The organism is Thalassotalea sp. LPB0316, from assembly GCF_014898095.1.
Lineage (GTDB): Bacteria > Pseudomonadota > Gammaproteobacteria > Enterobacterales > Alteromonadaceae > Thalassotalea_G.
The window spans coordinates 1555259-1569924 of the sequence record NZ_CP062946.1; the positions used below are offsets into that span (position 1 = coordinate 1555259).

The window sequence follows — 14666 nt, forward strand, 5'->3', positions numbered from 1 at the left end:
CGGCTGGTAATGAACTTTATTACCTGCCAACCGACCTTTATTTGATAAATATTCGATCTGCTCGTACCTCTTTAACGCTAAAGATCAGTACACTATGGGCAATTTTCAAAATAGCAAAGAAATACAGAAGGCATTTTCTATGGTTATTAAACCAAAAATTCGTGGTTTTATTTGTACAAACGCACACCCAGTAGGATGTGAAGCCCACGTAAATGAACAGATTGCTTACGTTAAATCTCAAGAGCAAGCGTCAGAAAAACCAAAAAATGTACTCGTTATTGGTGCATCGACGGGTTACGGATTAGCGTCGCGTATTACCGCGGCATTTGGTTGTAATGCAAAAACGCTAGGTGTGTTTTTTGAAAAGCCACCAACAGAAAAGAAAACAGCGTCAGCGGGTTGGTATAATACCGCTGCCTTTCAAAAAGCAGCTGATGCGGCAGGTCTTTGGGCAAAAAATATTAATGGCGATGCTTTCTCACATGAAATAAAAGCACAAGCGATTGATATCATTAAAGAAGAATTAGGCCAAGTAGATCTTGTGATTTACTCGCTTGCTTCACCTCGCCGTATGGATCCGGATACGGGTGAAGTTTATTCATCAACGTTGAAGCCGATTGGCGAAACAGTGACCACTAAAAACTTAAATACCTCAAAAGGGGTGATTGATGAAGTGACTGTTGAAGCGGCGAATGACGATGAAATTCAAGGCACAATCGATGTTATGGGGGGGCCGATTGGGAGCTTTGGATCAAAGCACTAAGTGAAGCGGGTGTGTTGGCTGATAACTTTAAAACCACTGCCTACACGTATATTGGTAAAAAGTTAACTTGGCCAATTTATGGCCACGCAACGATTGGTCGTGCAAAAGAAGATCTAGATCGCGCAGCTAAAGCAATTACTGAAGGGTCAAGCGTTGGTGGTAAAGCATACGTGACCTCGCTAAACGCAGTGGTAACTCAAGCGAGCTCTGCCATTCCAATTATGCCGTTGTACATTTCAGCCATGTTCAAAGTGATGAAAGAAGATGGCACTTACGAAGGTTGTATAGAGCAAATTCAGGCGCTATTTAAAGAAAACCTCTATGGCGAGAGCCCGAGATTTGATGAAGCGGGTCGTTTTAGTCAAAACTACAAAGAGCTAGAGGACAGCGTGCAAGATCGCGTACAAGTGATTTGGGACAGTGTTGATACCGACACCATTGACTCAATGACTGATTACGCTGGCTATCACCACGAGTTCTTGAAGCTATTTGGTTTTGCTGTTGATGGTGTGGATTACGACGCAGATGTAAGCCCTATGGTTGACATTAACAACCTCGTTTAATCCACTTTACTCGCTCAACGAGAAAAAATGTAAGAAAACCAGCAATAAAATGTGCTGGTTTTTTTATTTTCGGCTATTTTTTGTGTAGTAAGCGAAAATTGTGCGGTGCTGTAATTTTTTTTTCTTTTTTGTAATTAAAAGTGTCCTGCATAGATGGAATCTCAGGTTCCTTTCATGCTAAAATCCGCGCAGAAAATTTTAACTAAGTAGTGGTGGGAATTTGTTTTTTAACAATGAACCGCTGAAATACACTGAAATTGGCGAAAATATAATCTCTACATAAGGTTGCATTTTCAACAATTTTTATACTCCCGTCAAAGTAGTGCAAGTGGTTATGATTACAATAAAAAAAGGTCTGGATGTCCCAGTTAATGGCGCTCCCCAGCAAGTAATCCATGATGGTCAAACCATCAAAACTGTTGCCGCACTTGGTGAAGAGTTTGTGGGCATGCGCCCAACGATGCATTGCAAAGTTGGTGATCGCGTTAAAAAAGGTCAGGCTCTTTTTGAAGACAAAAAGAACCCTGGCGTATTGTTCACAGCTCCGGCCGCTGGTGTGGTAACTGAAATTAACCGTGGTGAAAAACGTGTTTTACAGTCTGTTGTCATTGAAATAGATGGCAATGAGCAAGAAACGTTTGCAAGCTACGCCGCAGACCAACTATCAACAATTGCTCGTGAAGTTGTTGTTGAAAACTTGGTTAAGTCAGGTTTATGGACAGCGCTTCGCACGCGCCCATACAGCAAAATCCCAGCGATTGATGCAACGCCTAAAGCGATCTTTGTGAGTGCCATGGATACCAACCCACTAGCGGGTGATCCAGCGGTAATTATCAACGAGCAAAGTGAAGCGTTCAAAAACGGTTTAAACGTGTTAGCTCGTTTAACTGAAGGTGAAGTGTTTGTTTCTAAAGCGCCAGGTGCAGATATTCCTGTTGAGAGTCATGTAGTTGTTAACGAGTTTGCAGGTAAACACCCTGCGGGCTTAGTTGGTACACACATTCACTTCTTAAAGCCGGTTAACGCTGACAACATGGTTTGGCATTTAAACTACCAAGACGTTATAGCATTCGGTAAGTTATTTACGACTGGTGAATTAGACGCGTCTCGTGTGGTTTCTTTAGCTGGTCCAGCTGCTAAAAATCCTCGTTTAGTGCGCACCGTTATGGGTGCCAACATCAGCGAGTTAACAGCGGGTGAAGCAACCGACGGCGAAGTGCGTGCGGTATCTGGTTCTTTATTACAAGGCCACACAGCGCAAAGCGTTCACGCTTACCTAGGTCGTTATCACGTTCAAGTCTGTTTGTTACTTGAAGGTCGTGAAAAAGAGTTCATTGGCTACATGATGCCAGGTGCGAATAAGTTCTCAGTAACTCGTGCTTATCTATCGCATTTCTCGCCAAGCAAGTTATTCAACATGACAACAACGACTAACGGTAGTTCACGTGCCATGGTACCAATCGGTAACTTCGAGCGTGTAATGCCATTAGATATTTTACCAACCTTATTGTTACGTGATTTATGTGCCGGTGATACCGACAGTGCGCAGCAACTAGGTGCATTAGAGCTTGACGAAGAAGATTTAGCGTTATGTACATTTGTTTGCCCTGGTAAAACAGATTACGGCGTATTACTTCGTGATTGCCTAACCACGATTGAGAAGGAAGGTTAGACATGGGCTTGAAAAAGTTTATTGAAGATATTGAACCGCATTTTGAAAAAGGCGGTAAACACGAGAAGTGGTTTGCTTTATACGAAGCAATCGCTACTGGTTTATTTACTCCTGGTTACGTAACTAAGGGTAAAACACACATTCGCGACAGCATCGACTTAAAACGTATCATGATTACGGTTTGGTTGGCTGTATTCCCAGCTATGTTCTGGGGTATGTATAACATAGGCTTTCAAGCGCAAGATGCTTTAGCTGCTGGTTATGCAATCCAGCAAACATGGCAAGTTGGCCTTTACGAATTCTTTGGTGGTAACTTAACTGCTGAAACGGGTTGGTTTGGCTTGATGGGCTACGGTGCATGTTTCTTCCTGCCTATTTACATGACAGTGTTCATTGTTGGTGGTTTCTGGGAAGTATTATTTGCTGCGGTGCGCAAGCATGAAGTAAACGAAGGTTTCTTCGTAACATCAATTTTATTTGCCCTAATTTTACCAGCGTCTATCCCATTGTGGCAGGCGGCTTTAGGTATTACCTTCGGTGTCGTTATCGCAAAAGAAATCTTTGGTGGTACAGGTAAAAACTTCTTAAACCCTGCATTAGCCGGTCGTGCGTTCTTATTCTTCGCATACCCAAGTGAAATCTCAGGTGACGCTGTTTGGGTTGCTGTTGACGGCTTCTCAGGTGCTACTGCGTTAGCTGCTGGTGCTGCTGCACAAGTTGGCGCTATCGATTACAGCTTAAACGCTGATTGGTGGAACGCGTTCTGGGGTCTAATTCCTGGTTCAGTGGGTGAAGTTTCTACAGCGGCAATTTTCTTAGGTGGTGCATATATCCTTTACAAAGGTATCGCATCATGGCGCATCGTGTTAAGTGTTTTTGTTGGTATGGTTGCAACAGCAACGTTATTCAACATGATTGGCTCTGAGACAAATGCAATGTTTGCAATGCCTTGGTACTGGCACTTAGTCGTTGGTGGTTTTGCTTTTGGTATGATGTTCATGGCAACAGACCCAGTAACTATGTCGTTCACTAATACTGGTAAATACTGGTTTGGTGCGTTAGTTGGTGTAATGGTGGTATTAGTACGTGTTGTCAACCCAGCATTCCCAGAAGGTATGATGTTAGCAATCTTATTCGCTAACCTATTTGCTCCATTGTTTGACTACTTTGTCGTTCAGTCGAACATCAAGAGGAGGGTTGCTCGCAATGTCTAGTAATAAAGAAACATTCGGTAGAACGGTTGGGTTCGTTTTAGTAGTTTGTTTAGTTTGTGCTTTATTAGTATCGTTCTCAGCGGTGCAATTAAAGCCACTACAACAATCCAATAAATTATTAGATCAACAAACTAAGATCTTAGAAGCGGCAGACCTTTTAGAAGTTGCTAAAGGTGATATCGTTGGTACGTACAACAAATACGTTGAAGCGAAAATGATCGACCTAGATTCAGGTGAGTTCATTGAAGGTAATCCTGAGTTATTTGACGAGCGTCGCAACGCACGTGACGTAACCAAGTCAGACAAGCCTGAAAACGATATCGCTGGTATCAACCGTCGCTCACATGATGCCGTTGTTTACCTAGTACGTGATGGTGGCGGTAAAATTGAGACCGTTGTTTTACCAATCGTTGGCTCTGGTTTATGGGATCTAATGTACGGTTACGTTGGTCTTGAAGCTGACTTAAATACAGTTCGTAGCGTTGTATACTCTGATCACAAAGAAACTCCGGGCTTAGGTGCCGAAGTGATGAACCCTAAGTGGAAAGCTTTGTGGCCGGGTAAGAAAATGTTTGACGAGCAAAACAACGTTGCGATCAAGCTTGTTAAAGGCGGTGCAAAAGCTGGTGACATCCACGGTGTTGACGGTTTATCAGGCGCTACATTAACAAGTGTTGGTGTTGAGAAAACATTACATTTCTGGCTTGGCGAAGAAGGCTACGGTCCATTCGTTAACAAATTCCGTAACGGAGGCTTGAACTAATGGCTAATGAAGCAAAGAAAGTATTAACGGCTCCTATCGTTGATAACAACCCAATTGCTTTACAAGTACTCGGTATTTGTTCTGCATTAGCGGTAACTAGCTCTATGGCTAACGCATTAGTAATGACGTTAGCGGTAATCTTCGTAACTGCATTCTCGAATTTATTTATTTCGATTATTCGTAATCACATTCCATCTAGTGTACGTATCATTGTACAAATGGCGATTATTGCGTCGTTGGTAATTGTGGTTGACCAGGTACTTAAAGCGTTTTCATACCAATTATCGAAAGAACTTTCGGTATTCGTTGGTTTGATCATTACTAACTGTATCGTTATGGGTCGTGCTGAAGCTTTCGCGATGAAAGAGAAGCCGGGCGTAAGCTTTATGGATGGTATTGGTAACGGTTTAGGTTACGGTTTCATTCTTATGACGGTTGCTTTCTTCCGCGAATTATTTGGTTTCGGTACAGTATTTGGTATTGAAATTTTACCATTAATTCAAAACGGTGGTTGGTACCAAGCGAATGGTTTATTAGTATTGCCATTCTCGTCATTCTTCATCATTGGTTTCATTATCTGGGCAATTCGCCAGTGGAAGCCAGAGCAAGTTGAGAAGGACTAATCACGATGGAACATTATTTATCACTATTGATTAAAACGATTTTCATCGAGAATATCGCATTATCGTTTTTCTTAGGTATGTGTACTTTCCTAGCGGTATCTAAGAAAGTACAAACAGCAATGGGCTTAGGTGTTGCGGTTATCGTAGTACTAGGTATTGCTGTACCTGTTAACCAAATTATTTACCAAGCAATCTTAGCGCCAGGTGCGTTAGACGGTATGCTAGGTATTACTGACCCATCGCAGTCAGTAGACTTAAGCTTCTTGTCTTTCATTACCTTTATCGGTGTAATTGCTGCGCTAGTACAAATCCTTGAGATGGTACTAGACAAGTATTTTCCACCGCTATACAACGCTTTAGGTATCTTCTTACCATTGATCACAGTTAACTGTGCGATTTTTGGTGCCGTGTCTTTCATGGTTGCGAAGAACTTAACGTTAGGTGAGTCAGTTGTTTACGGTATCGGTTCTGGTACTGGTTGGGCATTAGCTATTGTCTTATTAGCGGGTTTACGTGAAAAGATGAAGTATTCAGATGTGCCTGATGGCTTGAAAGGTTTAGGTATTACGTTTATCAGCACGGGATTGATGGCATTTGGCTTTCTGTCTTTTGGTGGTATCTCGTTATAAGGTTAATGTAGAAGGTGGTTAACGCCGCCTTCTTATGATGTACAAAGGAAAAGTCGATGGAAATTATACTCGGCGTATCGATGTTCACCGCCATTGTTATCTTGCTAGTTTTAGTAATCTTATTTGCTAAATCTAAGCTGGTATCAACAGGTGATGTGACTATCGCTATTAACGGTGATCCAGATAAAGCGATCACTACAGCTGCTGGCGGCAAATTATTAGGCGCATTAGCAGACAAAGGTATTTTCGTACCATCAGCCTGTGGTGGTGGTGGTACATGTGGTCAGTGTCGCGTACACGTTCATTCTGGTGGTGGTGACATCTTACCAACTGAGCAAAGCCATATTACAAAGCGTGAAGCAAAAGAAGGTTGTCGTTTATCGTGTCAGGTTGCTGTTAAGCAAGACATGGACATTGAGTTAGAAGACGAAATCTTTGGTGTTCAGCAGTGGGAATGTACAGTTATCTCGAACGATAACAAAGCAACATTCATCAAGGAGCTTAAATTAGCTATCCCTGATGGTGAATCAGTGCCGTTCCGCGCGGGTGGTTACATTCAGATTGAAGCGCCTGCTCACCACGTTAAATACAAAGATTTCGATATTCCAGAAGAATATCGCGGTGACTGGGAGCGTTTTGGCTTCTTCGATATTGAGTCTAAAGTTGATACTGACACATTACGTGCCTACTCGATGGCGAACTACCCAGAAGAAGAAGGCATTATCATGCTTAACGTGCGTATCGCTACGCCGCCGCCAAACAACTTATCACTTCCTGCTGGTAAAATGTCATCGTACATTTGGAGCTTAAAAGAAGGTGATAAAGTAACTATCTCTGGTCCATTCGGTGAATTCTTCGCGAAAGACACTGATGCAGAAATGGTATTTATCGGTGGTGGTGCAGGTATGGCACCTATGCGTTCTCACATCTTCGACCAGCTTAAGCGTCTTAAGTCTAAGCGTAAGATCTCTTTCTGGTACGGTGCACGTTCATTACGTGAAATGTTCTATGAAGATGATTTCAACGGCTTAGCGGCTGAGAATGACAACTTCGAATGGCACGTAGCACTTTCAGATCCTCAACCAGAAGATAACTGGGACGGTATGACTGGCTTTATCCACAACGTGCTTTACGAAAACTACTTACGTGATCACGAAGCGCCAGAAGATTGTGAATACTACATGTGTGGTCCACCTATGATGAACGCAGCTGTTATTGGCATGCTGAAAGATTTAGGTGTAGAAGATGAGAACATCTTACTAGACGACTTCGGCGGCTAAAATTTAAGCTTTTGCTTGCCTGATAATGCTATTTCGTTGTCGTGAGTGCTCACTTGCTTGGTTTATTAGAGAATCCAAGCTCCGCGCTCTCTCCTAGAACTAGCAATATCAATCTTCGCAAAATCATTAAATTTAGGGTTATAAAAAAGAGCGACATAGTCGCTCTTTTTTTATGATTCCGTCATTCCCGCGAAGGCGGCAATCTCTTTTTATCCCATGATTCCGTCATTCCCGCGAAGGCGGGAATCTCAATTTAAATGCTTTAGATCTGTCATTCCCTGATGTCGTTACAGGGAAGCTATTACTATTTATTGAATTAACATGACAATCTCTGACTGAATTATAGAGGTTCCCGCCTCGATAATTGCTCCTGCATTATTCTACTTACATCAATATAAGCATTCGCGGGAATGACAGGAGTTTTTTCGGTGTAAAGTTAATTTACTCTGATCAGGTTGGTTTTTTCAGGTAAAATAGCGCGCAAAATCTGATTAGCTTATAGGAATATAAATGCGTTTAGTTAAGTTACTGAGCTTTTTGGTTGTTATCGCATTGGTTCAAGGTTGTTTCCCTAATAATAACGATAGCACGAAAGAAGAGCTGCTGTTGCAAGGCCCCACGATGGGGACGACATATAACATTAAGTTTGTTATAGAAAAAGGGCAGCTTGACGTTGAACAATTGCACCAAGAAATTGATACTGCACTGGTTCAAGTGAATCAAGAGATGTCGACGTATATCCCAGATTCAGAATTATCGTTATTTAATAAATCAACAGGTGACGTGCCAGTTGAAATGTCAAGGGGCTTAGCAACCGTTATCAATGAGTCAATTCGCCTTGGTGAGATGACCGAAGGAAAACTTGATATCACCATTGGCCCTTTAGTTAATTTATGGGGATTTGGCCCGCAAGCAAGGCCTGATGTCGTGCCTTCTGATGAGCTATTAGCTAATACCGAAGCGCAAACAGGTTTGCGCCACCTTGTAGTGTCGGGTAATAAAATAAGCAAAACCTTACCGTCACTTTATGTCGATTTGTCGACTACTGCTAAAGGTTACGGTGTCGATGTTATTGCTGAATTACTTGAAGCCAAAAATATTCACAATTACCTTGTTGAAGTTGGCGGTGAAATGCGGGTAAAAGGCTTTAAGGCTAATGGCACGCTGTGGCATATTGCGATTGAGAAACCCATTACCAATGATCGAGTAGTACATCAAATTGTTGTACCACAAGATAATGCAGTGGCCACGTCTGGCGATTATCGTAATTATTTTGAAGAAAACGGGCAGCGATTCTCTCATATCATTGATCCAGATACCGGTAAGCCAATTAACCATAAGCTAGTGTCTGTCACCGTAATTCACCCTTCTGCAATGACTGCTGATGGCTTATCTACAGCGATTATGGTAATGGGGCCAGAGCAAGGGTTAGCGTTTGCCCAAAAGCATGAACTTGCTGCCATGCTAATCGTCAAAACAGATAATGGCTTTGAAGAGATAAATACAGTAAAATTCATGCCGTATTTGAAATAGAAATTTTGGCGTCAAAGTTAATTGACTCTGACCCCTCCTTATTTACCACTGATTTGAGAAATTAAGATGACTGTTTTTTTACTTACCTTAGCCTTTTTCTTGCTTGTTGTTGTCGGCATGGCAGTCGGTTATATTTTTCAAAAAAAATCGTTAGCAGGTAGCTGTGGTGGTTTAGGTACGTTAGGCATTGATAAGGCCTGCAACTGTGACAACCCTTGTGAGAAACGTCAAGAACGCGAGCGCAAGGCGGCAGAACTAAAAGAAAATAGTATTAATGTCAAAAACCTTTAAGCTTGACAACTAACGAAATAAAAAGCACCGTTCGGTGCTTTTTTTGTAGCAAAATCTACTGGAACCTCGGATAAAAAAACAATAAACTGTATTTATGTACAGTTATTTGGTTTTGATGTGAAAAAGATCATTCATATCGATATGGATTGCTTTTATGCCGCGGTTGAAATGCGCGATAATCCAGAGTATGCAAATATCCCCCTGGCTGTAGGCGGTGAAGGTAAGCGAAGTGTATTATCTACTTGTAACTACCTAGCACGTAGTTATGGTGTGCGATCTGCTATGCCATCAACAAAAGCAAAAGTCCTTTGTCCTTCACTTAAAATTGTTCATGGTCGCATGGCTGTTTATAAACAAGTCAGTGAGCAAATAAGAGAGATTTTTTCTCGATATACGACACTGGTAGAGCCTCTTTCGCTCGATGAAGCTTTTTTAGATGTCACCGATAGTCATCATTGCCAAGGTAGTGCGACATTAATCGCGCAAGAGATCAGGCAAGCGATATACGATGAAACAGGGCTTACTGCTTCAGCCGGAGTTGCGCCAAATAAATTTCTCGCCAAAATAGCCAGTGATGAAAATAAGCCCAATGGCATTTTTGTTATATCGCCTGATAAAGTCTCAGCATTTGTTGAACAATTATCGTTAAAGAAAATTCCTGGTATTGGCCCTAAAACCTTCGACAAGCTCAATAACAAAGGTTTTTACACCTGTGCAGATGTTAGACAAGCTTCTGTTAAACAGCTTCAAGTAGTCGTTGGTAGCTTTGCTCAGTCGCTTTACCGGCGAAGTTTTGGTGAAGATGATAGAGAGGTCGTTAGCCATCGAGAGCGCAAGTCTGTTGCTATTGAAAGGACATTTAGCGAAGATTTTGATAACACAGAAGAGGCTTGTTGGCCGCTCGTTGAACAGTTAGTTCCCGCCTTAGAAAAGCGCTTAGCCAAGCACCACAACAAACAAATCGTCAAACAAGGCATCAAACTCAAGTTTGCCGATTTTAATCAAACTACGGTCGAGCAACGCTCATCGGGGTTAGATATTTGCGTATTAAAATGTTTACTCCAAAAAGCGCTAGAGCGAAGTAGTGATCGAAAAGTTCGCTTGATTGGTATTACTATTGGCTTTGGTAGCGAAACAAAAATTTCGGCGAAGCAATTGGATTTACCTATTATTCAGTGACATACTGATTAAATTACAAAATATGTTTCAAACTCATTAAAAGAATAAACAAGATGAAAAATAAATTTATAACCTTGATTGCAAGTGCGTGTTTGGGTCTAAGTGCGGTTGCTCAAGACTTTTCTAAAGTAGAAATCAAAACCCATAATGTAGCTGGCGATGTTTATATGCTTGAAGGGTATGGCGGCAATATTGGCGTGCTATCGACAAACAAAGGGTTATTACTTGTCGATGATCAATTTCAGGGGCTTGCCGAAAAGATTGAGCAGGCAATGAAAGAAGTCAATGATAAGCCATTAAAATATGTGGTTAATACTCACTACCATGGTGATCATACCGGCTCGAATAGCTACTTTTCACATAAAGCGCCAATTTTTGCTCATGAAAATGTTAGAGAGCGCTTGTCAAACAAAGCTGAACCGAATAGAGATGAACTCCCTGTTGTTACATACGAAAATGGCGTAAATATATACTTAGACAACGAGCACGTGCAGTTGCGTCATTTCCCTACAGGTCATACGGATGGCGATACCGTTGTATATTTCAAAAATGCTAATGTCATCCACACAGGGGACTTATTTTTTAATGAGCGCTTCCCATATATCGACCTTAAAGGTGGCGGTGACGTTAAAGGTTATTTAAAAAGCGTGAAGACCATTATTAATGACTACCCAAGTGACGCGAAGATTATTCCTGGTCACGGCAATATTACCGATATCGCAGGTTATAAAGTATTTGCCGCAATGATTGAATACTCAATTGAGCGTGTCGAGAAAGCGTTAGCTGATGGAAAAACAGAAGCTCAAATTCTAGAAATGGGCATTGGCGAGAAGTACAAAGACTACAGTTGGGCGTTTATCAGTGAAGAGCGTTGGTTAAAAACCTTGGTCACTGGGTTGCAATAACCGCAAAGTTATTAGGCGGTAAGGAGGTAAAGCTGGAAGGCGGTAAGCACTTAAGACTTAAAGCGTTCCAGCCCTCAAGCCTTCACAGCATAAAGCGTTTAAGTAAACCAGCGTTCCAGCATTAAAGCATTACAGCGTTGCTATTACTCTTCAGACAAACAGTCACTTGCCTTTAAAGAGAATTCAGCAAGTAGGGCGTCGATAAAACGGTTGATTTCTCCTGCCATTAACGCGAAGTCTGCGTCTAATCGGGCTACTATGTCATCTTTGTCAATGTCGTCATTTTGTTCATGAATAACATCAAAGAACTTTAATCGTTTAACGGCTAAATCGTCACATAAAACAAATGACAAGGTTTCATCCCATTCCATTGCTACTTTAACAACAAACTTGTCGGCATCTAAATGCGCTTTAATTTCATCAGAATCTAGCGGCTGATTTTTTACTCGAACAACGGCACCATCGTCCCCTAAAGCGTGAAATTCCGCTTCAGTACCTAGCTCAAAGTTGCCACCTAGATTTTGTTCTGTCAGCCAATCTGTCATGATTTCATCTGGCGCTTGTTCTGGTGCTAAGCCAGTGACTGGCAAGCTACCTAAACATTTGCGTAATAGCGCTAGAAAGTCTTCCGCTTTAGTGCGAGAGCTTGAGTTGATAACGATTAAGTTGTGTGCAGGGCTAATATAGGCGTGTGTATCGGTAATACGTGAGAAGGCACGTGGTAAAAGTTCGAAAATAATATCTTCTTTAAATTGCTCTTTTTCTTTTTTTGTTGCGCTGCGACCTTGCTCGTTTTCCAACAAAGCAACTTTTTCTTCAAGCATATCTTTTACAACGGGGGCCGGCAAAATTTTCTCTTCTTTGCGAGCGCACAAAAGCATGTTGTTATTGGCTGTATGGACAAGGGTTTGACCGTGTTTGCCCAAGGCATTCACCCAACCAAAGTGTGATTGTTCAGTAGAGCCACAAGGGGTAAACAAGTGCTCGCTTAGCTGTTTTTCAAGGCTTTGTTCGTTTAACTCAAAAGGGCGGGTAAAAGCGAAAAAATAAAGATTCTTAAACCACATGGTAATTCCTACAATAATCGGTGAACTCTCTAAGAGTTTTGGCCGGTCATCATACCGTATACCGATTGAATATAACAAGTGGATGCTTAGGATGCGTCAGAGTAAAAGTTTTGGTTAACAAGCAAAAAACAATGATTAGCGCATATTGTTAAATTCAATGTGGTAGTGCAGACCTTGTCCAACTTCACTATGAGCAGAAATTTGGCCATTAAGATTATCTATAACCAAGTTCTGGATGATGTGAGTACCCAAGCCACTACCACCCTCATTTTCTTTAGTTGTGTAAAATTGTTCAAACAATTTGGCCAGTTGCTCACTGGTTAAACCGTGGCCATCATCGTGGTAATCAATTTTTATTCTTTCGTTTTCCATTGTGATGTCGATGTCGATATTGCCATCGTCACGACCATCAAAGCCGTGAATTACCGAGTTCATAATTAAGTTAGTGAAAATTTGTGATAATGCACCTGCATGGGTGAATATGTTTAGGTTGTTGGGGCAGTTAACATTAATCTGGTGATTGGTGCCTTTTAACCTAGGTTGAAGTGAGTTGACCACTTCATCAATATAGGTCTTTAAATTAATCTCGCGCACTTTATTACTCGTTTGGTCAACGGCTACTTGCTTAAAGCTCGCAATTAGCTCAGATGCGCGTTTTAAATTATTCATTAATAGGTCAATGGATTGTTGGGCATTGCTACAGTAATCCATTGTTTCATCTGGGCTAATGTCATTCGCTTTGATTTTGGTTGTAACTTCGTCTAATAAGTCAGCTAAATAACTCGCAGAGGTTATACTAATACCAACAGGGGTATTTACCTCATGCGACACTTCTGCAGCTAAGTTGCCAAGCGATGCCATTTTTTCTGCTTCGAGTAAACGAACTTGTGCTTTATTGAGCTCTTCTATCGACTCCGTTAGATCTTTATTGGTTTTTAATAAGCGATGCTCAGTGCGCTTTCGACGCTCATTCTCGTCTTCTAAGCGCTTTTGTTGTTCAATTAAATCACGTTGCTGTAATTCCATTTTCAACATGTTAGAGCTCAACGATGAAGCTTTTTTGGCAACTTCTTGCTCGAGCATTAAATTGTGCTCATCCAGTTTTTGATTGGTTTGTAGGATTTGCTCTTGCGCATCTGCAAGCTCTTCTTTATATAAAACGAGCTGATCAATTAGGTTGTTATAGGCATTTTCAAGTACTTTTAATTCATTGTTTTCCACGGTTTGAGAGTTAATCTTAGACGATTCAGGATCGTCAATATCAAACCGGCGAATCTGATCGGTTAGGCTGTTAAGTGGCGTCGTTAATAGAGAATTAAATGCTAGCGTAAAAAGTAGAATTAATGCCGCTGTTTTTAACATGGCATTACCGATTAGAAAGTAAAGACCAATTTCAATACGGTTAAAAATCACTTGGTTACTTGAAAGTAACGTTACACTGCCAACTTGGGTATTGCGTCCCGAAAACTCGAAGATTAATGGAAAGGTGTGGCCAAACGTACCTTGGGAAAATGATTGGATACTGAAGTACGTCGCTTTATCGGAATCCCCTTCTTTTTTGGTGTATGAAGCAGCCCGCTCAACATCACCATATTGTACAATGACTTCATTGTTTTCATTGGTGACCACGATACTTCTGATCATCGGAATCGCTACTAAACCATTGGCAATATCATTGACTTGGTCGGTATTAAGTTCCCATACCGCACGGGTTAAACTGCCGCTGAACGTTCTTTCTAAAGTCAATAGTTCACTATTAATGTTACTTTTAGCGTTGTAGTACTCAGCAATAATTTGCACCCCTGTAACAATAAAGGTGAGCACAAAGTATAAAGACAATACGCGAGATAACAGCTTTCTAGATATACTAGTAGTGACCATAGAATATAAACTTCTTTGAATTATAAGCTTGATTGTAGACGCTTTTTTTAGAGATATCAGTATATTTAGCTTATTTTGATAAGCAAATGGTTAAATTTTTTGTTATGACGGTTTTATTTCAACTATATGAAACAATTAATAAAAATGTCATTTAAGTCATAAATCAGTAATAAAAGTGTCACGTTGTAATATTTCTGTCATAAACTGAAGTCACAATAGCCGCCATTAAAAACAAGCAATCAGTTTGCTTTGATTTTCAAAACAATGGCATTGCAAAGTACGCCCATTATTAGGCGATTTAAA

Annotated in this window: 12 protein-coding genes and 1 pseudogene; 11 read left to right on the forward strand and 2 right to left on the reverse strand. The window is 41.1% G+C overall.

What is annotated here, in order from left to right; all coding sequences use genetic code 11:
• Positions 1–139 precede the first annotated feature (139 nt).
• The 11 genes and pseudogenes from fabV to LP316_RS06885 all read left to right on the forward strand — a co-directional run bounded on the left by fabV (position 140) and on the right by LP316_RS06885 (position 11415).
• A pseudogene (fabV, locus tag LP316_RS06835) lies at positions 140–1326 on the forward strand (enoyl-ACP reductase FabV).
• A 334-nt stretch (positions 1327–1660) separates the two neighbouring features.
• Complete coding sequence (locus LP316_RS06840) at positions 1661–2998, forward strand: Na(+)-translocating NADH-quinone reductase subunit A (RefSeq protein ID WP_193023573.1); 1338 nt, start codon at positions 1661–1663, stop codon at positions 2996–2998.
• 2 nt (positions 2999–3000) lie between these two features.
• Positions 3001–4212 (forward strand): NADH:ubiquinone reductase (Na(+)-transporting) subunit B, encoded by a 1212-nt coding sequence (locus LP316_RS06845; protein ID WP_193023574.1) that lies wholly within the window; start codon positions 3001–3003, stop codon positions 4210–4212.
• The gene (locus tag LP316_RS06850; protein WP_193023575.1) at positions 4205–4975 is read left to right on the forward strand and encodes a Na(+)-translocating NADH-quinone reductase subunit C; all 771 of its coding nucleotides are present in this window, start codon (positions 4205–4207) and stop codon (positions 4973–4975) included. The genes LP316_RS06845 and LP316_RS06850 overlap by 8 nt, the downstream gene beginning before the upstream one ends.
• Entirely contained in the window at positions 4975–5598 is a 624-nt protein-coding gene (locus tag LP316_RS06855) for an NADH:ubiquinone reductase (Na(+)-transporting) subunit D (protein WP_193023576.1), read from the forward strand. Before LP316_RS06850 ends, LP316_RS06855 begins: the two co-directional genes overlap by 1 nt.
• Positions 5599–5603: 5 nt before the next feature.
• A complete protein-coding gene (nqrE, locus tag LP316_RS06860) occupies positions 5604–6227 on the forward strand; it encodes an NADH:ubiquinone reductase (Na(+)-transporting) subunit E (RefSeq protein ID WP_193023577.1) in 624 nt (207 codons plus the stop codon).
• A 56-nt stretch (positions 6228–6283) separates the two neighbouring features.
• Complete coding sequence (gene nqrF, locus LP316_RS06865) at positions 6284–7507, forward strand: NADH:ubiquinone reductase (Na(+)-transporting) subunit F (RefSeq protein ID WP_193023578.1); 1224 nt, start codon at positions 6284–6286, stop codon at positions 7505–7507.
• 510 nt (positions 7508–8017) lie between these two features.
• Positions 8018–9040 carry an FAD:protein FMN transferase gene (locus tag LP316_RS06870; protein ID WP_193023579.1) on the forward strand — a complete coding sequence of 341 codons (1023 nt, stop codon included), beginning with the start codon at positions 8018–8020 and terminating at the stop codon, positions 9038–9040.
• A gap of 66 nt (positions 9041–9106) precedes the next feature.
• Entirely contained in the window at positions 9107–9331 is a 225-nt protein-coding gene (gene nqrM / locus LP316_RS06875) for a (Na+)-NQR maturation NqrM (RefSeq protein WP_193023580.1), read from the forward strand.
• 117 nt (positions 9332–9448) lie between these two features.
• A complete protein-coding gene (gene dinB, locus LP316_RS06880; protein WP_226960823.1) occupies positions 9449–10510 on the forward strand; it encodes a DNA polymerase IV in 1062 nt (353 codons plus the stop codon).
• Positions 10511–10563: 53 nt separating this feature from the next.
• Entirely contained in the window at positions 10564–11415 is an 852-nt protein-coding gene (locus LP316_RS06885; RefSeq protein ID WP_193023581.1) for an MBL fold metallo-hydrolase, read from the forward strand.
• Positions 11416–11558: 143 nt separating this feature from the next.
• Here the strand turns inward: LP316_RS06885 and rdgC are convergent, their stop codons facing one another.
• Positions 11559–12482: a recombination-associated protein RdgC gene (gene rdgC, locus LP316_RS06890; RefSeq protein ID WP_193023582.1), complete on the reverse strand. Its 924-nt coding sequence runs from the start codon at positions 12480–12482 to the stop codon at positions 11559–11561.
• A gap of 135 nt (positions 12483–12617) precedes the next feature.
• Positions 12618–14363 carry a sensor histidine kinase gene (locus tag LP316_RS06895; RefSeq protein ID WP_193023583.1) on the reverse strand — a complete coding sequence of 582 codons (1746 nt, stop codon included), beginning with the start codon at positions 14361–14363 and terminating at the stop codon, positions 12618–12620.
• Positions 14364–14666: the final 303 nt, after the last annotated feature.